The 22018-nt window shown below is 41.0% G+C and carries 24 protein-coding genes and 1 pseudogene; 6 read left to right on the top strand and 19 right to left on the bottom strand.

The window, feature by feature from the left end:
- Positions 1-220 precede the first annotated feature (220 nt).
- Positions 221-1477, top strand: coding sequence for a transcriptional regulator (locus NST15_RS04115; protein WP_035391280.1), 1257 nt, complete (start codon positions 221-223; stop codon positions 1475-1477).
- Positions 1478-1512: 35 nt separating this feature from the next.
- Here NST15_RS04115 and NST15_RS04110 read toward each other — a convergent pair whose 3' ends face one another.
- From NST15_RS04110 to mprF, 3 genes are all read right to left on the bottom strand, one after another.
- The gene (locus NST15_RS04110; RefSeq protein WP_007496690.1) at positions 1513-1980 is read right to left on the bottom strand and encodes a DUF393 domain-containing protein; all 468 of its coding nucleotides are present in this window, start codon (positions 1978-1980) and stop codon (positions 1513-1515) included.
- 337 nt (positions 1981-2317) lie between these two features.
- Positions 2318-2866 carry a thioredoxin family protein gene (locus NST15_RS04105; RefSeq protein WP_008341670.1) on the bottom strand — a complete coding sequence of 183 codons (549 nt, stop codon included), beginning with the start codon at positions 2864-2866 and terminating at the stop codon, positions 2318-2320.
- Between the two features lie 93 nt (positions 2867-2959).
- The gene (gene mprF, locus NST15_RS04100; protein WP_342498887.1) at positions 2960-5530 is read right to left on the bottom strand and encodes a bifunctional lysylphosphatidylglycerol flippase/synthetase MprF; all 2571 of its coding nucleotides are present in this window, start codon (positions 5528-5530) and stop codon (positions 2960-2962) included.
- Between the two features lie 168 nt (positions 5531-5698).
- Here mprF and NST15_RS04095 point away from each other — a divergent pair, with 168 nt between their 5' ends.
- Positions 5699-6178 carry a MarR family transcriptional regulator gene (locus NST15_RS04095; RefSeq protein WP_008341672.1) on the top strand — a complete coding sequence of 160 codons (480 nt, stop codon included), beginning with the start codon at positions 5699-5701 and terminating at the stop codon, positions 6176-6178.
- Between the two features lie 17 nt (positions 6179-6195).
- Here NST15_RS04095 and NST15_RS04090 read toward each other — a convergent pair whose 3' ends face one another.
- The 6 genes from NST15_RS04090 to NST15_RS04065 all read right to left on the bottom strand — a co-directional run bounded on the left by NST15_RS04090 (position 6196) and on the right by NST15_RS04065 (position 10049).
- Entirely contained in the window at positions 6196-6480 is a 285-nt protein-coding gene (locus NST15_RS04090; RefSeq protein ID WP_008341673.1) for a hypothetical protein, read from the bottom strand.
- 12 nt (positions 6481-6492) lie between these two features.
- On the bottom strand, positions 6493-7020 hold the full coding sequence (locus NST15_RS04085) for a YfiT family bacillithiol transferase (RefSeq protein WP_342498886.1): 528 nt from the start codon (positions 7018-7020) through the stop codon (positions 6493-6495).
- Positions 7021-7033: 13 nt separating this feature from the next.
- On the bottom strand, positions 7034-8041 hold the full coding sequence (locus NST15_RS04080) for a zinc-binding alcohol dehydrogenase family protein (protein ID WP_342498885.1): 1008 nt from the start codon (positions 8039-8041) through the stop codon (positions 7034-7036).
- Positions 8042-8130: 89 nt separating this feature from the next.
- Positions 8131-8628 (bottom strand): hypothetical protein, encoded by a 498-nt coding sequence (locus NST15_RS04075; RefSeq protein ID WP_342498884.1) that lies wholly within the window; start codon positions 8626-8628, stop codon positions 8131-8133.
- A 99-nt stretch (positions 8629-8727) separates the two neighbouring features.
- Positions 8728-9486 (bottom strand): anti-sigma factor, encoded by a 759-nt coding sequence (locus NST15_RS04070; RefSeq protein WP_008341680.1) that lies wholly within the window; start codon positions 9484-9486, stop codon positions 8728-8730.
- On the bottom strand, positions 9483-10049 hold the full coding sequence (locus tag NST15_RS04065) for a sigma-70 family RNA polymerase sigma factor (protein ID WP_008341682.1): 567 nt from the start codon (positions 10047-10049) through the stop codon (positions 9483-9485). Before NST15_RS04065 ends, NST15_RS04070 begins: the two co-directional genes overlap by 4 nt.
- A gap of 354 nt (positions 10050-10403) precedes the next feature.
- On the opposite strand from NST15_RS04065, the gene NST15_RS04060 reads away from it, so the two are divergent.
- Positions 10404-10730, top strand: a complete 327-nt coding sequence (locus tag NST15_RS04060) for a YnfA family protein (protein ID WP_008341684.1) — start codon at positions 10404-10406, stop codon at positions 10728-10730.
- 55 nt (positions 10731-10785) lie between these two features.
- Here the strand turns inward: NST15_RS04060 and NST15_RS04055 are convergent, their stop codons facing one another.
- The 7 genes from NST15_RS04055 to NST15_RS04025 all read right to left on the bottom strand — a co-directional run bounded on the left by NST15_RS04055 (position 10786) and on the right by NST15_RS04025 (position 18378).
- A complete protein-coding gene (locus tag NST15_RS04055) occupies positions 10786-12501 on the bottom strand; it encodes an ABC transporter ATP-binding protein (protein ID WP_125590536.1) in 1716 nt (571 codons plus the stop codon).
- A gap of 12 nt (positions 12502-12513) precedes the next feature.
- A complete protein-coding gene (locus NST15_RS04050) occupies positions 12514-13440 on the bottom strand; it encodes an ABC transporter substrate-binding protein (protein ID WP_175387078.1) in 927 nt (308 codons plus the stop codon).
- A 111-nt stretch (positions 13441-13551) separates the two neighbouring features.
- Positions 13552-15156: an AraC family transcriptional regulator gene (locus NST15_RS04045; RefSeq protein ID WP_342498883.1), complete on the bottom strand. Its 1605-nt coding sequence runs from the start codon at positions 15154-15156 to the stop codon at positions 13552-13554.
- Positions 15157-15231: 75 nt separating this feature from the next.
- A complete protein-coding gene (locus NST15_RS04040) occupies positions 15232-16272 on the bottom strand; it encodes an NAD(P)/FAD-dependent oxidoreductase (RefSeq protein ID WP_024720272.1) in 1041 nt (346 codons plus the stop codon).
- Positions 16273-16588: 316 nt separating this feature from the next.
- The gene (locus tag NST15_RS04035; RefSeq protein ID WP_008341695.1) at positions 16589-17218 is read right to left on the bottom strand and encodes a rhamnogalacturonan acetylesterase; all 630 of its coding nucleotides are present in this window, start codon (positions 17216-17218) and stop codon (positions 16589-16591) included.
- Positions 17219-17347: 129 nt separating this feature from the next.
- Complete coding sequence (locus NST15_RS04030) at positions 17348-17833, bottom strand: DUF6884 domain-containing protein (protein ID WP_008341697.1); 486 nt, start codon at positions 17831-17833, stop codon at positions 17348-17350.
- Complete coding sequence (locus NST15_RS04025) at positions 17830-18378, bottom strand: VanZ family protein (RefSeq protein WP_065460038.1); 549 nt, start codon at positions 18376-18378, stop codon at positions 17830-17832. The genes NST15_RS04030 and NST15_RS04025 overlap by 4 nt, the downstream gene beginning before the upstream one ends.
- Before the next feature lie 164 nt (positions 18379-18542).
- Between NST15_RS04025 and NST15_RS04020 the strand changes: the two genes are divergently transcribed.
- From NST15_RS04020 to NST15_RS04010, 3 genes are all read left to right on the top strand, one after another.
- Positions 18543-19121 carry a TetR family transcriptional regulator gene (locus NST15_RS04020; protein WP_008341700.1) on the top strand — a complete coding sequence of 193 codons (579 nt, stop codon included), beginning with the start codon at positions 18543-18545 and terminating at the stop codon, positions 19119-19121.
- 80 nt (positions 19122-19201) lie between these two features.
- Positions 19202-19546, top strand: coding sequence for an SMR family transporter (locus NST15_RS04015; RefSeq protein ID WP_003217798.1), 345 nt, complete (start codon positions 19202-19204; stop codon positions 19544-19546).
- On the top strand, positions 19547-19861 hold the full coding sequence (locus tag NST15_RS04010; RefSeq protein WP_017358818.1) for a multidrug efflux SMR transporter: 315 nt from the start codon (positions 19547-19549) through the stop codon (positions 19859-19861).
- A gap of 40 nt (positions 19862-19901) precedes the next feature.
- On the opposite strand, the pseudogene NST15_RS04005 reads toward NST15_RS04010, so the two are convergent.
- The 3 genes and pseudogenes from NST15_RS04005 to NST15_RS03995 all read right to left on the bottom strand — a co-directional run bounded on the left by NST15_RS04005 (position 19902) and on the right by NST15_RS03995 (position 22018).
- Positions 19902-20713 (bottom strand): annotated as a pseudogene (locus tag NST15_RS04005) (leucine-rich repeat domain-containing protein).
- A 383-nt stretch (positions 20714-21096) separates the two neighbouring features.
- Positions 21097-21423 carry a hypothetical protein gene (locus NST15_RS04000; RefSeq protein WP_035391310.1) on the bottom strand — a complete coding sequence of 109 codons (327 nt, stop codon included), beginning with the start codon at positions 21421-21423 and terminating at the stop codon, positions 21097-21099.
- Complete coding sequence (locus NST15_RS03995) at positions 21416-22018, bottom strand: class D sortase (RefSeq protein WP_008341713.1); 603 nt, start codon at positions 22016-22018, stop codon at positions 21416-21418. Before NST15_RS03995 ends, NST15_RS04000 begins: the two co-directional genes overlap by 8 nt.

Below are 22018 nucleotides of genomic sequence, written 5' to 3'. Positions count from 1 at the left end.
TATAAACATGATCATGTGTTGTTTGCAAATAGGACCTCACCTCTCTGCTAAAAAGTTGTTTGACTTTTTCAAGTAATGTTACAATCATATTACGTTTTAAACAAATTTTGAGAAAAAAGCCAAGATGATGAAATGATTTCAGGTATTTCCACTTTGTCTCATGCGGCTATTTTTTCAAAAAGCTTTCAACCCATGATTGGAAGGGAGGCTTCTGGATGGAATGAAAATCAATATTGGGCAAATCATCAAACTCTATCGTTATAAACAAAATATGACCCAATCGGAGTTGGCAGAAGGAATTTGTTCTGTCTCTCATTTAAGTAAAATTGAAAATGGCTCAAAAGAGGCCAATCAAGATACGATCAATCTTTTGCTTGAACGGCTTGGAATTAGTCAAGAAACGCTGTCGCAAAAGGCGCGTCACCTGCTGTCATTGCTCGATGAGTTTCAAATGAACATGTATTTCTATGCGCTCGATCAAGCAGAGCAAAATGCAGAAATGATCATTCATCACGAGGAACAGTTCTTTTCGCTAGATTTAGGGATTCAGTATCATTTGTCCTTATTTCAATTTTATTTATTAACAGAAAAACAGCAGCTTGCCTTAAAAACGCACCGCGTGCTTAAGAAGTTTGAAAAAACCTTTATTGACACTGAAAAAGAAACGTTTGAATATCTAGATGGCATCCATCAGATTAAAATCGGTCAGCTCGAAGAAGGATTGAAAAGACTTGAAAGCTGCTTTTCTTACGCTTCTGTTGAACAGAGTGACCTGTATTATCACTATGCAAAAGCACTTGGAGCTATGGGGCATCTCGGTGATGCGCTTGAGGCCACACATCAAGCAATGGATTTGTATAGACAAAAAAATAATTTCAAGCGGGTCATCCATTGTACACTCATTCATGGGGTCATCTCACTAGAATTAAAGGCCTTTCAAACAGCTAAAAGATATTTAAAAGAAGTGATTTTACACACGTCGCTTCACCCTGATGCTTATATTAAGATGACAGCTTATTTTTATTACGGGGTTCTCTTAAAACGCCAAGGAGATTTCTCATCCGCTGTGCCTTATTTACTAGATTCACTCAATTATTTTAATCAAGAACAGATAGAAGATCGTTACTGTGAAACGCTTTATGAAATCGCGACATTGTATGCGGAATATGATCGCAAAAAGGCGCTTCCATACATACACGAGCTGCTCAAACAGCCTCGTATTCAACCAAACTGTTTATATATGATTAAAATCTATAAATTGATGATTGAAGAGAATCCTCATGATTTGAAAACTTATTTAGTAGAAGCAGCGATTCCTTACTTTGAACACAATCAGCTCCACAATGAGTACTTGTTTGCTCTTAGAACCTTGCTTTCCTATGCGGCTTCTGAGCTTGATAAGCGTGCATATATGTCTTACACAACAAAGCTGCTTGATCACTTAGCATCATTTATCCCATATTACAAAAAAGCATGACCTTCTGCCGATCGAAGGTCATGCTTTTTCTATGATTAGATGGTCTTTTGTTGATCTGTATCGGGACGGGTGACTTGTTCGACAGAATGAATGTACCGTTTTCTCGCAAAATAATCGTAAGCATGCTGCCCAAAGCCAAGCCAAATGCTGAGTACAATGAATGGGACCGTTCCCCATAATGCAGGGATATGACAAGCCATTCTCAGCCACGTATAAATCCCTGAGTTTTTTTGATTTTTCGCTAAGGAAATAGACACGATTCGTTTCTCTGCCTTCTCTTCACTAATTTTATTCAGTCTCAGCAGCTGTGAGTGTCTAAATGATTCAAAGTGAATTCGGTTTTTCCAATCGAGTGATTTCAACAGGTCAATTGCTTTTGCACATGAAGGACTTTGTCCGTCATAAAACACAAGCAGTCTGAGTGATTTGATGGAACGCTGTTCTCTTTTCTTTGATTCAGCGAGCTTCTTTTTTTCTTGATCGAGATAGATGATTTTTTTCATAAATTGATCGCCAGCCCTTTTCCTTCATTTATTTTTTTAGTTCGTTCAAAGGAGATTACAACTAGATTACTATAGTTGCTGGGCCTCTTGTATTGGGAAAAAGCCATCCGACGTGCGTTATATGAGCCTTTAGATAAGGGCAAAATAGCTGATTTCATGGCATATATGAGGTTTTTCAACTAAAAGTGGTTGGGAAAATCGTGATGCTTTGCGGTTTTCTGCGGTATTTGATAGAATTCTGCGGTTTTTCTACATCTTTATGCGGTGTTTTGTAGGTGAAACGCAAAAACAAGATAAAAAAAGACTACTTCCCATTGCGGCGAAGTAGTCTTTTGGTTTATATTTTTGCCAAAACTTCTACTATTTCTTTCTCAATATCTTTCCATAAGTAACGATCTGTCGTATAGTGATGTGCGGCTTCTTTCGCAAACACTTTAAATGCTTCCTCAAAATCGGGTGCATCTTTATCCGGCTTTTTCTCGTCGACAAAGCGCTGAGCTTCTGCTGAGCGAGGTCCCCATTTCCCCACTTCTTTCCCGTCCTGATCAATGATGACGATAATCGGAATTGATCTTGCGGTCCCGTTCGTTAAATACTGATCCATCAGGTCTAGGTGCTCGTCCCGAATGAAATAGCGCGCATCAATCAGTGCTTCATTTGCAATACGCATGAAAATAGGTACATTAACCATCGCATCGCCGCACCAATCTGCCGTGATCACAAGCGCTCTGAGCTTTTTCTTTTGAAGTTTTTGAAGCAGCTCTTTTTCCTTTTGATGAATTGCGTACTGGTTGTACACCGTGAGTAAGTTTTCACGGTTTTTCTCCATGTTGTGTACATATGTACGTTCAGCTAATCCCTTTGTAAACCATTCATTTAGTGTCATGTGAACATCCCCCTTACCCTTCAACTTTACCACTTTTGCTATTCTTTTGTCTAAAAAAACCTTCACCTAGTGAAAGGTAAAGGTTCTTTGGACTTATGGACGCCGTTTTCGATTTGGGTCCAATCCTATCAGCTTAGTGACGAGCACCATTGTGACAGGCAGTGATGTATTCTTTTTATACGCTAAATATTTTCCGCGCCATTCTGGTTTATATTTCTGTTTAAACGACCGTAAGCCGCTAAAACTATACATATATCTGACGTTATTGAAGATGACACTCGCCAAACGTTCTGTCAGAAAGGACTGGTGGAACGTGCCAACATTCGATAATGGCGCCATTCCCATGTTAAAGGATGTGTAGCCTTTTTCTTTCGCCCATTGAAAAAGGTGGATAAAGAGTGCATCCATCATCCCGTTCGGTGCATCATGCATATGACGCATGAGGTCGATGGATATCTCTCCTTTTTGGTACATCGGCATTAAGGACACAAAAGATATGATCTGCCCTTGTTCATCCTTTAAAATCGCAATCGGTGCTTTTTGAAGGTAGTCTTCATGGAAATAGCCTAATGAAAATCCTTTTTCTTTTTTCTTGCCCAGCCAGCTGTCAGAGATTTGTTTTAAGGTTGAGATCAATTCCTCTGAAAAGGGCGGCTCCAGCATTTCAAACGTATAGCCTTCTCGTTCAAATTTATTTGCGACAGCCCGTAAGTTTGATTTTTTCTTTCCTGACAAAGAGAACGTTTCTAAATTGACCATGGCTTCTTCCCCAAGCTTAAAGAAGTGAAAACCTAGGTCATGATAAAGCGCCATTCCTTCACGTTCTACTTGATAAAAAGCGACACGATAGCCTGCTTTTTCTGTCTGCTCCAAAAATTCTTCTAGTACAAGCGGATAAGAGGCTTTACGGCCAGAAGGATCTCCAAGCACAATAACGCAACGGCCAATCCGGCCAAACTGAAGCATCGCCTCTCCATCACTTGAGAAAAACAGTTTTTTGTCTCCCAAAAAACCTAGATGACTAAGAGCATTTCCTCCCTTTTCTTCGAGAAATGTTTTTAACTTTTCTTCATCGGCTTCTTCACCGATTGGAACTGCTTTTTTGTTAAAAATCAATTTGCTAATGAAAAAGAAAAGAGGTACGCCAATTAAAGCAATCATACTGGTCATCGTGATATGCCGTTCATTATGAACCAAATAGTCCTTGCTTAGAAAATGGCCAATTTTCATCCAAATGAAGTTCCCAATGACATTATAGTTAAACAACACGAGTAAATATCCGGCGGCGGCCGCCACAAACTGATTCAAAGAATAAGGGGCCTGCTGCTTCACAAATTGATTTCGAAGCGAGAAAAATACCACCATGATGACCGGCAATATAAAGATCAAACTCAGGTTAAACCCTTTTAGTAAAGTAAACACAAAGCCGCCTGCTAGGGCAATCATTGTCAATAGATAAGACCGTTTCGTTCTTTTATACACTTCAATGGACAAAATCATTAAAATGATCCCGAACATTAAAGAAAGACCATTAAATCCTGATAACAAAAAGCGTGGAATGGTTGTAATCACACCTAAACGATCAACAGGAAGCACAACGGAAGCCATAATGAGCAAACCGCTTCCAAACGTTAAAATGGACAAAGATCCGTACAATAAACGGATGAGCAGCGCTCGGTGCAACACAATTAAGACGTTTGTTGTTTCAATAGCAGGCGCCATTCTCGGATTGGCTTCAAGACGCCTGAGTGTTGTTCCAGTTAAATCGTATGCCGCTAGACAAAGTCCAAGAATAAACGGGAAAATGGAGTAAACGAAGCGGTACAAGACAAGCGCTGTCAGCACCATCTCTTTATCAAACCCAATGTATTGCATACTGAGTAAAAAGATCAGATCAAACGAACCAAATCCGCCCGGAACCATACTGATTAAACCGCCGATTGACGCAATCGCAAAGACGCCTAATACAATACGGACATCAACGTTCATCCCCATAGAGACAACAGCCATGTACATGACAAGACCAGCTGCCAGCCACTCTAAAAACGATGCACCAATATAAGCATAGATCGGGTGCTTCAGTCCGTTTTCACCGCTCTCAATCGAGCTTTTTCGAATGGACGCCATGATGATGTAAATGGGCACAATACAAGCAAAAATAATGACAAATGCCCATAACCACGGCTCCTGACTAATAATACTTTCAACTGGCAGGACCCTAACTAAAATCAAATCACTGAAAATAGATAAGCCTAGCAGAACAGAGGATGTTAAAAGGGCTATGCCTTTCAGCAGTTTTTTCGTATCGGTTATGTATTCCTTGTATAGAAGCGTTCTAAGCCCTGCTCCTGATAAACCACCGAATCCAAGTACACTGTTAAAGGAGTTGGCGATCCAAGAAATTCGGATCGTTTTCCAGCCGCTGATGGGCATATCAAGGCTTTTTCTTAAAATAAAATCATATAAGGACATGGATAAAACAGCGACAAGTCCAAGAAAGACAAGAATAAACAAGTCCATTCGATTCAAGCTGTCAATAATATAAAACGTCTTTTTAATGGAAAGGCCGCTCAGCTCCTGCTTGGCGACAAAAATTAAGACAAGGATGATCACGATCGGAAAGAGCATTTTTAAGATCGTCATACCCGTTTTTTTGTTCCACATGTTTTTCCCAACTTTCTAAGTTGCTTCATTAATTTCAACTGACCATTATTATACAACAAATACCACTTAATTCATGCAGTTTAACATTCAAAAGCTTCATGATACTTTCAATTAGAAGTAAAAATCAGTAATATAAAGAAAAGAGCCGCTTAAAGGAAGTGAACAAGCGTGGAATATAATATTCATGACACCACCGTACTAAAAGAGGAAATCCTATCTCCTGAGGAAAAAAAGACATGGGTGCTGTATATGAAAGTGCTCACTGCTGCAGGACTTGGAGATGTTTCTGAATGGATGAAGCTTGATATGAGTATGCCTCAAATGAAAGTGCTCATGCTGCTCAATAACCATGGCTCTCTTAAGGTGTCCGAAATTGCTGAAAAAATGGGGGCTTCTTTGTCCAATATGACAGGGCTGCTTGATCGGTTAGAACAATCGAACTTTGTGGAACGAAAGCATTCTGAGCGTGACCGTCGAATCATTGTCGTAGAATTGACAGAGGAAGCGAAAAATATTTTCAGAAGTATTTATCAAAAAGGGCATGAAAAAATTAAAAATTCCCTGCAACGGCTCAATGATGAAGAAAAAGAAAAAGTCAATGAAGGTCTAGCTATTTTAGAAAAAGCACTTCGTCCCGAACGTGGCTAAAAAAGGAAAAAAGACGGTCACTTGAGGTCCGTCTTTTTTATTTCTTCTTTTTCTTGTTTATCTGGGGTGAAAAGATATTGACGAATGACTTCCCGGTCATCCCATAGGAGATAACCTAAACCGATAATGAGAAAAATGATGCTGATCCACGTACCGCCTGGGAGTATATCTTCCAGTTCCTCGATCGTTCTTTCTCCGCCTACATTTCCACCATAACGAATCTCAAACAAAACGAATTTTGCTATATAAAACAATGCCGCCGTGCAGATAAACATAGCGCCGACAATTCTTCTACTAGACATGTGTTGACTCCTTTACTTCCACTGATTTCTTTTGATTAATTCCGTGATATGGGCAAGATGATGCTGTGAATGCCAGACGTACATTCCTGTTGCATCATATAAGGACACCGTTTGTTGATCGGCTGGATGGTAATATGCAGCGTTGAAATCTTCCTCTGTCATCTCGCGAAGTAATGTGACCCACCGGCGATGTAGACTGCTGATTAACGGCAGCGATAGGCTGATAGACGCCTTACTGTCAGGAAGTGAAGCAAATGCCTCCTGATCATATGGACGTATGTGCGGTGTTTCTTCTGTCAGCGCAAGTTTAAATCGCAAGTAGGCGTTCAGATGGCTGTCCGCTACATGGTGAATGAGCTGACGAACGGTCCATCCTCCTGGCCGATATGGGGTATCCAGCTGATCATCTGTCAATGGGACAACTGCCTCTTCATACTTTTGAGGAATGAGTGCCAGCTCATCAATCCATGCCTCCAGCTGCTTTTTCGTTTGTTGGTCCACCGGTTCATATAAGCCAATCGGATATTGTAATGATGTCATCTACTGCCCCTCCTTAAAATCCTTCTAGAACAAATTTACCTATCATCTTCCCTTGCTCAAGTGTTTGATGTGCCTGCTTCAAATTAACTGCATTGATGGGGCTGAGCACCTTTGTTAATGTATGTTTTAACTTCTTCTCTTCAAATAATGTACTCGCTTCTTTTAAAAGCTCGTGCTGCTTCAGCATATCCGAGGTTTTGTACATCGGCCGTGTGAACATGAATTCCCATACAAATGCAGCACTTTTATTTTTGAGTAATTGAATGTCTAAATGGTGTTGATTTTCAACAATGGTACAGATCGTCCCTTGAGGTTTAATCGCTTCTGCCATCCCTTTGAAATGGCCATCTGTATCATTTAAGCATAAAATGTAATCCACTTCGCCAATCCCTTTTTCCTGAAGCTGCGCTAAGAGCGGCTCGTGATGGTCAATGATATGATCAGCCCCTAATGAGAGACACCATTCATTTGTTTCAGGTCTTGAAGCAGTGGCGATCACAGTTGCTTTCGCTAATTTGGCGAGTTGAATGGCAATGGAGCCTACTCCGCCTGCACCACCGATGATCAGCAGGGTCGAGCCTTCTGCATTCCGCTTCATATGCATTCGGTCGAATAGCGCTTCATATGCCGTAATTGTTGTAAGAGGCATGGCAGCTGCTTCGGCAAAAGAGAGATTTGCAGGCTTTTTCGCCACAATTCTCTCATCCACAAGCTGGTATTCACTATTTGAGCCTTGTCGCGTGATATCTCCTGCGTAATAGACGTGGTCACCAGGCTGAAACAACGTACACGCTTCGCCCACTTCCACCACCGTACCGCTTGCATCGTAGCCAAGAATTTTCAGTTCTTCTTCTTTCTGATTCTTCGGTGACCTCACTTTTGTATCCACTGGATTCACCGACACGGCCTCTACTTTCACCAAAATATCCCTGCCAGCTGCTTTGGGCTTTGACACCTCCTGATCGATCAAGCTTTGTTCATGCTCAATTGGCAAATACTCAAATAATCCAACTGCTTTCACTCGCTCGCACTCCCTTTCTCCATGCTTCTTTTCCACATTTTATCATACATTTCTGATGCTGATGGATCAGTCAGCAAGCGATTGCACATTTAGGATTTCTTCAAAGCCCTTCGTTCCCTCACGATGTAAGAAGGACGAGCCTTTTGTAAAGAGAGGACATAGGTGAACCAGCCGCTCGATTTAAAAAAGTACTGAACATAATAAAACTGAATGTGCTGCAAGAAAACGACGATGAACAGAAAAATTGTGAATGATAGCGTTACAATGTCTCCCTGCATCCATCCACTGATCAATAACATCACAAAACCGAGCATCATGAGCTGTTCGAGCCTCTGCACGATCTGGACAACGAGATGTCCCCGTTTGGTTAGGTCACCTGATTGGCGCTTTCGAATGTTTCTCGATTTATAAAACCATACGATACTTGTCACTAGATGATGAATGATAAAAAGAGCGATCATGACCATAAATAAAGGAGTTGATTCAAAAAGGTCTTTTATAATGAATGGGATCACCAAAAAATAAAATGCGGTAAATACGTGTCTAGCTGATAAGAGAAATAGTTGTTTTTCTATGTATCGCTGCATGTGTCTCACCTCTATATGTAGTACGTCTCATTTGTCATAAGGTTCCTTCTGCCTATCAAAAAAGGATGCCCTGAAAAAGGCATCCTTCATGAATCAAGCTTAAAATGCAGCACTCAGTACGACAGGACCTTGCGGAAGCTTGTTATCCTTTTTTGGTTCAAGGGTTACAGCCACAGTATCCCATGATTCGTTTGCTTCTTTTTCAGATAACGCATAGGTGACGGTGCCCTCCCCTTTGCTATCTGTTTTAAAGGCACCGGCCGGAACAGGCTGATCTCCTTTAATGAGCCATACTTGATAAACAGCTGATGAATCAAGCTGATCTTTTAATCCGTCGGCACTCACGACAAGCTCTTTTTTGCCGTGATGCTCAATCACTGAAAAAGCACCCGTTGTTTTTGCTGATTCGGCAGATGCCAGTGATTTTGTCGCAACAACTTTGATAGATTCTTCTGCTTGATCTGTTCCATTTGTTAAGAAATACACGTTCCCAGCTGCAGAAATGAGAAGCAGTGCGGCAACGAGAGGCAAAAGCCATTGATTTTTTTTCTTCATTGGCGGTTTCATCTCATTTGCATCACGAACTATTTTGAGATCTTGAGGCGGGTTCGATGTTGCAGCGATTGTTGTCTCTCGTATCTCTTCTTCAAATACCCTGGATAAAATGCGGTCTTTCATCCCTGCGGGAGGCGTTTCGTCCTCTGCTAGAAACGGAATATCAGACATGAGCGATGTCAGTTCTTCAAGCTCTTCTTTGCAATCCGAGCAATGTTTGATGTGCTCTTCAAACTGCGCCTTTTCTTCTCCTTGTAAATGCCCGTTAAAGTAATCAATGACTTGATGTTTACACTGAGTCATGCCTCTTCCTCCTTTCCTCCGCGAGACAGTTTCGTTCGTAAATGCTTCAATGACAATCGAACTCTTCCCTTCACCGTTCCAATAGGAATGCCAAGTTTTTCCGCAATGCTCTTTTGTGTCATTCCTTTAAAATAGACATCTTCGATGATGGTTTGCTGTTCTTTCGACAATGTTGATACTGCTTCACGTATGATTTGTTTTTCTTCGTTCCATTCTACTTCTTTTGACACATCTTCTTGATGATCTGCCAAGTATTCAATATGCTCATCTTCAAGAGCTGTTTCATTTCGGTGTTTCCTTAATAGATCAATTGCCGTGTTTCGTGACATCATAAATAACCATGAGGAAAATTTCCCTTTATCTGTATTGTATTCTCCTATGCCGCGCCAGAGCTTGATAAAGACTTCTTGAAGCACTTCCTCCGCTAGCTCACGGTTTCCAGTCATTTTATAAATAAACGAATATAACACACGTTCATAGCGATCATACAATATTTCAAGCGAGGGCTTGTGTCGATCATGTTTGATCTTGTGATACAGCTCAAAATCCTTCAGTGTGTCCATGGTCATCTCCTTCCTTTTTCATGAGAAAGAGCATTATGCATTCATCATGAAATCTTCACGTATGGCTCATCACTCAAATTGCTGAGATAAGCCTCCTTTGTACTTTACTCTTTTTTCAAGGAGAAAAAAAGAGCGCTGAAAAAGGAAATGTGTTCCTCATGAGAATGTACTTACTAAACGGATGGATTGACCATTTGGATCACCCACCTCAAGGAAAGTCAAGAATGCATGTGTTTCATTCACTGTTCAGTTGATTTTAGCAAACTCTCGTCAGGCTCTCAATTTACATCAGGTAGAACGCATCCTTTCATCATGTCATAATAGAACGAAACAGGAGAACTGGAGTGTCCGAAAATGATTGTAACGATTGTTCTTTTTTTATTAGCTGGTCTGGCTGAAATAGGCGGCGGTTATCTTGTCTGGCTGTGGCTGCGTGAAGCAAAACCCGTCAGCTACGGAATCGCAGGTAGCCTCATCTTGGTCGCTTACGGCGTCATTCCTACATTCCAGCAGTTCCCGACCTTTGGGCGGGTTTATGCGGCCTATGGCGGTGTTTTTGTCGTTCTCGCTGTGTTTTGGGGCTGGTGGGTCGATCGCAAAACCCCTGATCTGTACGACTGGGTGGGTGCTTTGATCTGTTTAGCTGGTGTCAGTGTGATGTTATTTGCCCCCCGCAGTTAATGGTCGGATGATGATCACACGCTAAAAAGCCGGCAATATGCCGGCTTTTCCTCTTTTACATTCTAAACTGTGTTTCATACAAACGCCGGTACATCCCGTCCATTTCCAGCAGGTCTTCATGCCTGCCTTGCTCCTTGATGCCCTCTTTTGTCAAAACCACAATCCGGTCAGCATGCTGGATGGTCGCTAGGCGATGCGCAATAATAAACGTGGTTCGTCCTTCAGATAGTTCTTCAAGTGAGCCCTGAATAAAGGATTCTGTCTCCGTATCCAGAGAAGATGTGGCTTCATCTAAAATAAAAATTGGCGGATTTTTAAGAAAGATACGTGCAATGGAGATACGCTGTTTTTGTCCGCCAGATAACATCATTCCGCGTTCACCGATGATCGTATCAAGCCCATTTGGCAAGCTATTTACAAGATCCTTCAGTTGGGCTTTCTCCACTGCCTGCCACACTTCTTCATCAGATGCATCGAGTTTTCCGTATAAAATGTTTTCTCGGATGGTCCCATGGAATAAATAAATATCTTGCTGGACGACACCAATTTGTCTACGCAGCGAAGGCAGTGTCATCTTTCTTGTCTCTATGCCATCAATTGTAATGGTTCCCTCCTGCCATTCGTAAAAGCGTGGCAGTAAACTGCAAAGCGTCGATTTTCCAGCACCAGAGGGACCTACGACCGCAATGGTCTCTCCTTGTTTCACCTCAAGATTGATGTCATGAAGAACCGGTTTGTCTGATTCATATTGAAAAGACACGTGCTCAAAAACGATATCCCCTTTTAACTGATCAACTTCAATGGCATCATCCGCGTCCTTTTCATCAGGTGATTGATCGATGAGTGATGCAAATCGTTTAAAGCCCGCTGCACCTTTTGGATACATTTCAATGACTGCATTGATTTGTTGAATGGGGCCTAAGAAGATGCCTGTTAATAGTACAAATGACACAAATTCCCCATACGTCATATTTTTTTGCAGCACAAACCATGCGCCGCATACAAGGCCAAACACTGTCACACTCTTAATAAGAAAATGACTAACAGCGGTATGCACAGCCATCATTTGATATGTGGTTAGCTTTGTCTTTCTAAATTGCTCGTTATGTTCAATAAATCGGTCCATTTCATGTGATTCATTTCCGAATGCTTTCACAACACGTATGCCACTAATGTTGTTTTCCACACGTGAATGGAATTGACCAATACTCGAGAACATTTTATCAAAAGCAGCAGACATTTTTTTCGTAAAGTAGACGGATAATCCGATCAAGAATGGAACGACAATAAATGTGAGAACTGCCAGCTGCCAATTAATCGACAGCATCAAGCCAAAGGCACCCGTAAGTGTCATGATAGCGATAAATAAATCCTCCGGGCCATGATGCGCAATTTCTCCAATATCCATTAAATCATTTGTCATACGGGACACGAGTTTTCCCGTTTTCTTTTTGTCAAAGAAGCGAAAGGACATTCTTTGTACATGAGAAAATAGCTGATTCCTCATATCCGTTTCAATATTAATGCCTAATTTGTGCCCAAAATAGGTGACGACATAATGCATCGTAGAGCTGATCACGTATAAACTGAGGAGCAGAATGCCCCAAAACCAAATGGCATCCCAATCACCATTTGGCAGCAAATCGTCCATCACTTTACTGATGGCAAGGGGAAAGGATAATTCGAGTAAGGCTGCCAGTACTGCACAGGAAAAATCTAATATAAACAGCCCCATATATGGTTTGTAGTATGAGAAGAAACGCTTTAACAATTGACAGACCTCCTACCGATCAGACATTTCTGTCAATATGTCAGCAAACTCTTCCGCTTGATTGGCTACTGCAATCGGATCGTAAGGCCAGAAGAACTCTGTATCCATTTGATAGGTCTGCTCTTTTTTGACAGATTCTAGACTCTTCCAAATAGAATTGTTTTTATCAAATGTTCCGCCGTTGCTTTCATCAATGAAAATGTAGTCTCCTGCATATTCAGGAAGGGTTTCATAAGAAATGACTTCATACCCTGTTTTACTTTTTAAAATTGTATCTCTGACCTGTTTTGGCGGGTTTACCTGTAATTGCTCATATAATGCCTGCCCGCCTCGGTAAATTCCGTTACCATATACATAGACATCATTTTTAAAAGCGCCCATGATCGAGACCGTTTCATTCTCTTTTAAAGCAGACTTCACTTTTTTCCTAGCAGCCTCAATTCGTTGATCGAAGGCGGTGAGAAATGCTTTTCCTTCCTCTTCTTTATTTAAAATTTTTGCCAGCGTCGTTAATTCTTCATGTGCATCTTTGAAAGAACCGTAAGGATACACGATGGTAGGGGCTATTTTTTTGTACACATCATAGACTTTTTCATCCTGTACCGCTGTGATAATCAGATCAGGCTTTAAGCTAAGTGCTTTTTCAGCTGAACGCTCGTCACTGATGTCCTCTATTCCTTTTATCTTGCCCTTTAAGTGTACGTTCTTTAAATCCTGCGTTGTCGATCCAACAGGCTGAACGTCAAGTGCAATCACACTCCCTAAATATCCATCTACGAGAATTCGTTTAGGTTCAGCTGGAATCTCTATCTTTCCTTTCACTGTTTCAACCGTTTTCGTTTCTTGCTTTGATTCTGCTGTTTTGGCCTGTTCTTTATTGCCACAAGCCGTCAATATCATTAGAAGAATGACAGCACATATCCAATACGTCTTTTTCATCTCCATATTCCTCCTTCATTTTCGCCACTACAAATGAGAATAGTTATCAATTACTAGTCTCATGTATTCTATCAACCTCATCTGTCGTGGTCTATGGAGGATTCTCGCAACTTACATATGGACAATTGTTGGATAGGCTGGCTGTGTCAATTGAGAGACAAACCGGTCCATCAAAAGAAGTGCACGCTCTCCTTCATCAAATCGAAACTCCTCCAGTTTTACTGGATAAAAGGTACCATTTTTCACAGCCGATAATTGACGAAGAACATCACTTTCTTCCATTCGCTTGTCCATTTGCTTATACCACCCATATTGGTCAGAGACAATAAAAAACATATGATCCGCCTCGTATTCTCCAAGTCTCTCTAAAGGAATGACTGTATGTTGATTAGGAAGAAGAACTTCTTCTAAAATGGCTTTTGGAGGTTTTAAGCCAAGCGTTTCGTAAAGATAGAAGGCGCCTCTTGCCTCATAGGACCACATATACACTTTGTCATGTCCTCTCATTTCATAGATCGCAACGGTCTCGCCTTTTTCTCTAAAGGAAGACAGGTTGTTTCTTGCCTGTTGACTAAGCTGTTCAAATCGCTTCACCCAATCGTTTGCCTCATTTTCTCTTCCTAAAAGGCGTCCAATAGACAGTACCTCTTGTACAGCATGATGACCGGCGTATGGCAGAACAAGAACTGGTGCGATTTGCTCCAACCGCTTGATCAATGCAGGTTTTGAATAATAATAGTTAGGGACGATGATGACATCTAATTGAAGTGATTTAAAGACGTCATCAGGCGTATGTTCATTTATGACGAGCGAACTGGCCAAATGTTCTTTGAGTATATCTGAATGGAGATCGGTTTCTTCGTCAATACAAACAGGCTCAATGCCAATTGCGACCAATGACCCGACAAATTGAAAAGCCGCAATCCGCTCTGGTCTTCGGTTCATTCGAAACTGACTGGGCGTTCTTCCTGTTTTTTGACGGAACTTCCTGCTGAAATATAAACTGTCTGCATACCCGACTTGCCGTGCTATGATTTGAATTTGATCGTCTGTTTGCAGAAGACGTTTTTTGGCTTCGTCTATTCGAATTTGTGTAATGTATTCTGTCACACTCATCCCCATACTTTGTTTGAAAAAGGTAGAAAAGTAACTCTCATGAAACCCCATCTTATGAGCTAAGTCTTTTCTTGTTAGTTTTTGATCATAATGCGCAGCCATATACTGCAAGATCATGTTAATCGAATAATGCACTTTTTCGTTGTATGGCTTGGATTGTTTGCGGAAAATGAACATGATTTCTTCCAGCCATTTCGCCTGTTCTTGTACGATTTGGCTCGTCTGTATTTGTTTGATGTAAGAAAAAAGGACGGCAGAGCCTTTCACCACTTCCCCGTTATCAGGGAGATGATCGTGATTCACCTTATAGACCAATTCATTTTGTGCATCATGGGCCAGAGTGAATTGGTCAAATGTGACCGTATAGATCACTACTTGCTCGCTGGACAAAGATTGAATCATGACATCTATACCTGAGCGGATCAATACACTGTCTTTGGCGTTTAGCTCATATCGAATTCCTTCCATGTCAAGTCTCACCGCACCGTCCGTTGTCAAGAACATAAGTGAAGATGTTTGCCATGAGTCCGTTTGTTTCACAGAAAGAGATCGTTTACTGCTTTCTTTCATGCGAAGAATTGTATGAGTATAGGCGGTCATTTTCTCTTTCTCCTTCCATATAAAAAAGTGCTAAAATAAACCATTTTAGCACTTCAATGTCTGACTGAATGGTGATTATCGCGCTCCAGCCGTTTGTAATTCTTTGTTTTTCTCTTTAAAGCGTTCATTATGTGAAGACACGTACGCTACTTTTTCTGCTTCTGGTTCGATGTATAGCTTTGCGCTATTGAGTGCATTAACTCCATCAACAAACGTACCGGCAATTAAACGCACTTTACTTTTATGAGTGCATAAGTCGCCAACTGCATAGACGCCAGGTAAATTGGTTTCCATCTTTTCATTGACCTCGATGAGTCCCCACTCACCTTGCTTGAGTCCCCATTCTGATAGAACACTTAAATCACCTTTCATGCCATGGTTCACGATGACAGCATCGGTTTCGATTCGTTCGATGTCGCCTGTTTCTAAGTGCTGTATGGTGACGGCTTCAATTTTGTCACCTTGACCATGAAGCTCTGTGAGTTCATGCGGTGTGAGAATGCGAGCACTGGATGCTTTCATGTTGGCGACGTTTTTTTCATGTCCGCCAAACATATCACGACGATGCACAACGGTCACACTTTCAGCAATTGGAACGAGGGCATTTGCCCAATCAACAGCTGAATCTCCGCCTCCAGAGATGACTACTCGCTTCCCTGCAAACGTCTTTAGCTCCTGCACGGTGTAATAAAGGTTTGTTACCTCATAACGGTCTGCATGCTCGATTTCAAGTTTTCGCTGAACTGGAATTCCGTGACCCATGGCTAAGATGAGGGTCTTTGTCAAATGACGATCGCCATTTTCAGCCGTCAGCAGGATATGACCATTCTCATCCCGCTCGAATTGCGTGATTTTTTGATTCAACGCAATCTCTGGTTCAAATGTTTTCGCCTGTGTTTCTAGCTGCTGAATCAGCTGTTCACCTCTTGTTGGCGGCAAACCGCCCACATCCCAAATGACTTTTTCAGGATATAGAAGGATTTTTCCGCCAAGACTTTCGTTATACTCCAGTACCTTCGTCTTTAAATCCCGCATCCCACTATAAAAGGCGGTGTACATTCCTGCTGGACCGCCACCAATAATGGTGACGTCAAACAATTCAAGCTGATCTGTCATTTGAGTCCCTCCGTTTTTCATTGAATGATCTATTTATCGTTGATATTGATTCTCATTATCATATGTATCTATTGTAGTCTACTGTAGCGAAGGGAATCAATAGCTTTCTATAAAAAAAGAACAGGACGAGCATTTACTCGTCCTGTCAGCGTGTAGACAAACCCTCGCATCCTTTGTCAATCCTGCGTTCCGGTGCTCACGAATGTCAAATTCGCTCCGCTCCAGTACTCGTCCTTCCTAGATTGCAAAGGTTTTCTATCACGCTGAAACGAAGACAAAGGGCTAAAATAAAGTTCATTTTAGCCCTTTGTCTTCGTTACACAATCGTTAAACCGAGGTCCTTTAGTTCAAGAGAGACAAGCCTTGCAATCGCATCTGCCCCTTCTTTCGTAAAATGTGTGCGATCCTCAATGCCTGTCGACAACATGAAGAAAGACGTCGTTTTCTCTATGCCGGAAATTTGATAAAACTGGAGACTAACTGTATTTAAATCAACGAGAAGAACTTCTTCTTCATCGGCTAGTTCTTTCATCGCGGCACAGTAATCAGGAAAATCGTTGATATATTCTCCGTCTTTCTCATGAAAACGTCCGACAGGGGTTAACAAAAGCGGTGTTGCCCCTTTTGCCCTTGCTCCATGAATATATTGTGACAAGTAACTTTTATACGTTGTAAAAGGCTCTGTATGACGCTCTGGCTTCTCCTTGGAAGCATCATTGTGTCCCATTTGTGTGAAAAGCCAGTCTCCCGGCTGAATGACGGACAATATCTGATCAAGGCGTCCTTCTTCAATGAATGTCTTTGAACTTCTTCCACCGATCGCCCGATTCTCGACTTTGACATCATGCGCTGTATAACGGTGTAAAAACTCTCCCCACCCTCCTTGAACAGGACGATCTGGGTAAGATGAAACGGTTGAATCACCAGCTAAATAGATGGTTGTCATGTTCATACGCCTCCTTTTTCATTGAGCCACCTCTTCAAGAGCGATGCAGACGCTAGTGGCTACTGAAAAGATATGAAACCATTCACATCGCTTATTCAATGATTCTCTTTTTTGTGCTGAAAACCCTGCTTACGAGGAGATATGAGTGTATGAAATATGCGGCGGAAGTTCTATTTTTGTCTCAGTCGCTCTCTTTAATGCCTGAAGCATATAGCCAATGCCTTGATAGGGAGCGAGCGGATAATTCGCCTTTTGGTGAGGCTGTAATAAAGGATCGATCACTTTCCGATATTTCTTTCCGCCTAGTATGACTAACTCATCATATGCGGCGAGATTTTTTTCATCAAATTGATGACTCAGTTCTTCTCGTGTCACCTGTTCTTTATGCGGTTTGCCAAATGCCACATCATAATTTTCATGAATCATGTCCCCCGCCTTTAGGAATCCGTGCTTTGCGGATAAAATCATCCAGTCTGAAAAGAATGTTTGAGCATAGATTTTTGTTCGCTGATGCAGCGGACTCAAGTAGACGAGACCCGCTGGCTGGCTTCCTGCCTCTGAATTCACGTCCCATATTTTCTTGGCGCCGCACGGGATGATACATATTCGCTTCATCTCTTATTCTCCTTTCTTCGCCGGTACGTTACATAGACGATACAGCCTAGTGCCGTTCCAAGTGTATTTAAGATCATATCATCTATATCACTGCTTCTTGTAATCATACCAGATTGTGAGAATATCCATTGAAGGATTTCGATGATCGCTGACAAGATCAACCCAGCCAGCACCGCCTTTTGAAAGCGACATGTCCGAAAGGCTTGATATAGAAAAAAACCAAGCGGCACAAATAAGAGAATGTTCCCTGCCAAATTTAAAAAGACAAGGTTTGGATAGCCATGCTGAAAGGCGTGTAGGTTTTGTTGAATGGAGTGGAAGGGAATCAGATTGACGCTCACTTGATCTTTTGGTGCCGAAAAGCGATTCGGAAAGACCGTTAAATAAAAGAGAACATTCGTATATACAAATAAAAAAGCAAGGACCATTTCTGTTCGTAAATAGATAAAACGTTGCTGCTTTTTTGCCAGTCTATATCTCATATATAGATAGAACGGGACGAGCAGAAGGAAATAAGCCATTGAAAACATAGCACTGGATGTCATACAAATAGCTGCCCCTTTCTCACGTCATGCTTGACCATATTACAGGTTATTCAAGCTTTCCTGTATCTATTCATCACTTATTCTCACAATCCATGCGATATTGACAAATCGTCATTTTCTCGGTATACTGACTGACATTCAGTCATTTTAAGGTCGGTGATCCTGTGTCAAAACGAGAAAAAATTATGCTTGCTGCGATTGATGCCTTTAAAGAAAAGGGAATTGAAAAGACGACCATATCGGATATTGTGAAAACAGCAGGTGTTGCGCAAGGGACTTTTTATTTATATTTTCCTTCAAAGCTGTCTGTCATGCCTGCCATCGCTGAACATCTGATCGCACAGATGGTCCCTGCCATTGAAAAGGAACTCACTCAGCATGCGGATGTACTTGATCAAGCAGATGCGCTAGTTGAGTTTATTTTCTCTTTCACAAGGCAATACCGTGATGTCCTTGCCCTGACCTACTCAGGCTTAGCCGCCACCGAGCATTTAAAGGAATGGGAAGATATTTATGAACCGATTTACAAATGGGTCGCTTCTTTTTTAGAAAAGGCAAAACAGGACAAAAGAGTACGTGCGAACTTGAACTGTCAATATGCTGCGAAATTCATTATCGGTTTACTTGAATCATCAGCTGAGCAAATGTACTTATTTACAGAAACAGATACAGAAGAGGTTCTGATTCAAAAACGAGAGGTCAAGCAATTCCTTCTTTACGCACTCGGCATAGAGACACCTTAACTTAGTACAGCACTTGCTGTACGCTCTTTTTTGGCTTCAAAATGACGAATCGTCAGTTTTAAGGTTTAGGAGGAAATACGATGAAAAAAAGCTGGATGTATGTTGCACTCACATGTTTATTTGAATTACTTTGGGTGTTTGGTTTAAATAGAGCTGATGCTGTGTGGGAGTGGGCGATCATCATCTGCCTGATTCCGGTTGATTTTTATTTTTTAATGAAAGCCTGCGAGAAGCTGCCGACAGGGACTGTGTACGCCGTGTTTGCAGGAGTTGGAACGATTGGTACATCTTTGATGGATTATGCGCTGTTCGGCGGTTCGTTTTCATTAGAAAAGCTTTTATTTATGGGCATTTTAATTCTCGGAATTATTGGACTGAAAGTGTCTGATGGAGATGCACATGAGCAGAAAGGAGAAGCGGTATAAATGGGCTGGTTTTTTGTACTGTTGGCCTCTGCCTGTGAAATTGGCGGAACCATTGGTCTCAATATGTTTAGTAAGAAAAAACAACTCACGACAGGTATTATATTTGTCGGCGGATTTGCCTTATCCTTTTTGTTTTTGTACGCCTCGTTCTCTTCCGTTCAAGTCTCCGTTGCCTATACGGTCTGGATTGGACTTGGAACAGCGGGCTCTGTCTTGTTTAATATGATTCTATTTAAAGAACCGAAAAACATGATTCGTATCCTCAGCTTGCTGCTGATTGTGATTGGCGTCGTTGGGCTGAAGTTGTTTGCGTAATAGAAAAAGCAATGGAAAATCTATTCCATTGCTTTTTAAGTTAATTTATATACTTTTCTTGGTACGCTTTAAATTGTTCTTCGTATTTTTGTAACTTTTTCACATCGACTTTTGAATTTAATTTCGGTTTCCGCTTTCCAATCACCATCACATCTTTATCTACAATAGGACTTGATAAAAAGATGTATGGTGCAAAACGATCACACTTCGTATTTGGAAGGGTGACGGATAATCTAGCATATTCTTCTGTCGGGAATTGGTTTGAAATGTCAAGTTCCTTGAGTCCCTCTAATGCCGATATTGGCTCTAAAGACTCGTCCTTCACTTTTATATTTGATAAGCACAGATATTTTAAATTCTTAAGGTATCTTAAAGGTTGTAGAGTATTTAAATTTAATGAATTCCAAATCCCACCTGACAATTGCAACCATTCTAAACCAGTGTTTTTTTGCAAAGGAGCTATGTCATTCAACTTTGAAAAATCTGTTAAGGATAAAGATTTTAAAAAAGTGTTTTTTGATAGATCCCATAAACTTTGTGCCTTTGTATTCCATTCAAGTGCCAATACCTCAACATCTTGAAGAGAACTGATGATTGATAAATCTTCTACTCTCAGTTCACGCATATAGAGCATTTTAGGGTTAACTAAGCTCAAGATCGTATTGAATTCTTTTGGCCCACTTTGTAAATCCACAATTTCGTCAGGTTAGAGAAAGAGTTCAACCTTTCAATATTTTTTGTTTTTCCTGTGATTACTAACTCAGTGGCATTTTCATCTACGTCGGCTAAATCATGAACAGCTTCTGGTCGTGCATCATGACGAAAAATATATTCAGGGTCTTCTTTTAACATTCTTTTACCTCCACACCTACTAATGATGGATATCTAAATGAATTTTATCAGATTTTTTCCGAAGAAACAGGGAAAGGGATAAAATCGAGATGGTCTTCTTTAGTCCGTTTAACCACAATCCGCCGATGATTAAGTCTATTTTCAATCCATTTTATAAAATCTTTATCATCTAAAATATGGAGCAACAACATATCAACGACTTCGCTTTCACTATACTCCATATATTCTGCACAGGTCTTGACGATAGCTCGTACTCTTTCATATAAACAAATAAAAGAACTCCAATTCATATACGAATTAGAGTCCTCATTATATGACTAATACAATTTTCCCACCTTAAAACCGAACCCGTTAATCAAAGCCCTTCCTTTTTTATTTCTCGTTTAATGTGGATCATGCTGCTCAAGCAAGAGATCCATTGCGTAAATCGATTCGCCTTTTTCATCCAATAAAAAGTATACAATCAAAGGCTCTCCAAAGGACCCTGTCTGCTGCGTGAACAAAACACATGTGAATTTTTCAATACCTATCGGAATCTTTCTTCTTAATAAAGGATGAAGAATAGGCGAAGTCCGAATTGTATCTATATCCACATCCCAACGTTCGTTTTTTAAAGTGGGATAATGCTCTACTAACAATTGGTGTAACATGTCGGTCGTGAACGCTGCTTTTCCATCAAACTCATCATCTATTATGTTGGTGTTATACATCCGACGGTTGCTTATCCTTTGAAGCATTGATTCTTATTCCTTTTAAGACAAATCGTTTCTGGCCATCAAGAGTACAAGTGATCAATGTCAGTTCATTTTTCCCACGATCCTTTAGTACATCAACATCCGTCGGTTCTATCGTAGCTGAGCTGACAATTTTGTATTCGTATGTTTCTGCTTGATGATGTAAGACGACTTTTTCTCCTTTAGGCACCTCTGGCAGCTGTCGGAAAAGCCGGTCGCCTCTATACCCTCTATGGCCTGCAATCGTGAAATTTCCTTCACCTGGCATTTGATGAGATTTGATTTGAGTCAGTGCAATACTTAAATTTTCTTTTGATGTAACAGGTAGCACTTTTTCATTTAAATCAATTGACGGTATCTCAAGCTCCATCGTATCTCGCAGGTCTTCTTCTGACACAGTTAAATGTGGAATAGAAGAAAGGGCATCACTGTCATTTTCTTCAATCATTTTCAATGCCTCTTCCATGGCTGCTGCCTCTTGAGACGTTCGCCACTCATATAGAAAAGGAACGGAGATGAGCATTAGTCCTGCGACCACCAAAAAGCTGCCTAATAAGGTTCTTTTTTTCAT

The sequence above is a fragment of the Bacillus sp. FSL R5-0820 genome (assembly GCF_038593385.1).
In the GTDB taxonomy this organism is placed as follows: Bacteria; Bacillota; Bacilli; order Bacillales; family Bacillaceae; genus Bacillus; species Bacillus altitudinis.
This window is presented reverse-complemented; position numbering and strand designations above follow the sequence as displayed.

Coding starts and splice junctions, on each gene's coding strand:
- NST15_RS04115 (WP_035391280.1), top strand. CDS start 221: ATGAAAATCAATATTGGGCAAATCATCAAACTCTATCGTTATAAACAA.
- NST15_RS04110 (WP_007496690.1), bottom strand. CDS start 1,980: ATGAAAAAAATCATCTATCTCGATCAAGAAAAAAAGAAGCTCGCTGAA.
- NST15_RS04105 (WP_008341670.1), bottom strand. CDS start 2,866: ATGACACTAAATGAATGGTTTACAAAGGGATTAGCTGAACGTACATAT.
- mprF (WP_342498887.1), bottom strand. CDS start 5,530: ATGTGGAACAAAAAAACGGGTATGACGATCTTAAAAATGCTCTTTCCG.
- NST15_RS04090 (WP_008341673.1), bottom strand. CDS start 6,480: ATGTCTAGTAGAAGAATTGTCGGCGCTATGTTTATCTGCACGGCGGCA.
- NST15_RS04085 (WP_342498886.1), bottom strand. CDS start 7,020: ATGACATCATTACAATATCCGATTGGCTTATATGAACCGGTGGACCAA.
- NST15_RS04075 (WP_342498884.1), bottom strand. CDS start 8,628: ATGCAGCGATACATAGAAAAACAACTATTTCTCTTATCAGCTAGACAC.
- NST15_RS04070 (WP_008341680.1), bottom strand. CDS start 9,486: ATGACTCAGTGTAAACATCAAGTCATTGATTACTTTAACGGGCATTTA.
- NST15_RS04065 (WP_008341682.1), bottom strand. CDS start 10,049: ATGGACACACTGAAGGATTTTGAGCTGTATCACAAGATCAAACATGAT.
- NST15_RS04060 (WP_008341684.1), top strand. CDS start 10,404: ATGATTGTAACGATTGTTCTTTTTTTATTAGCTGGTCTGGCTGAAATA.
- NST15_RS04050 (WP_175387078.1), bottom strand. CDS start 13,440: ATGAAAAAGACGTATTGGATATGTGCTGTCATTCTTCTAATGATATTG.
- NST15_RS04045 (WP_342498883.1), bottom strand. CDS start 15,156: ATGACCGCCTATACTCATACAATTCTTCGCATGAAAGAAAGCAGTAAA.
- NST15_RS04040 (WP_024720272.1), bottom strand. CDS start 16,272: ATGACAGATCAGCTTGAATTGTTTGACGTCACCATTATTGGTGGCGGT.
- NST15_RS04035 (WP_008341695.1), bottom strand. CDS start 17,218: ATGACAACCATCTATTTAGCTGGTGATTCAACCGTTTCATCTTACCCA.
- NST15_RS04030 (WP_008341697.1), bottom strand. CDS start 17,833: ATGAAGCGAATATGTATCATCCCGTGCGGCGCCAAGAAAATATGGGAC.
- NST15_RS04025 (WP_065460038.1), bottom strand. CDS start 18,378: ATGACATCCAGTGCTATGTTTTCAATGGCTTATTTCCTTCTGCTCGTC.
- NST15_RS04015 (WP_003217798.1), top strand. CDS start 19,202: ATGAAAAAAAGCTGGATGTATGTTGCACTCACATGTTTATTTGAATTA.
- NST15_RS04010 (WP_017358818.1), top strand. CDS start 19,547: ATGGGCTGGTTTTTTGTACTGTTGGCCTCTGCCTGTGAAATTGGCGGA.
- NST15_RS04000 (WP_035391310.1), bottom strand. CDS start 21,423: ATGTATAACACCAACATAATAGATGATGAGTTTGATGGAAAAGCAGCG.
- NST15_RS03995 (WP_008341713.1), bottom strand. CDS start 22,018: ATGAAAAAAAGAACCTTATTAGGCAGCTTTTTGGTGGTCGCAGGACTA.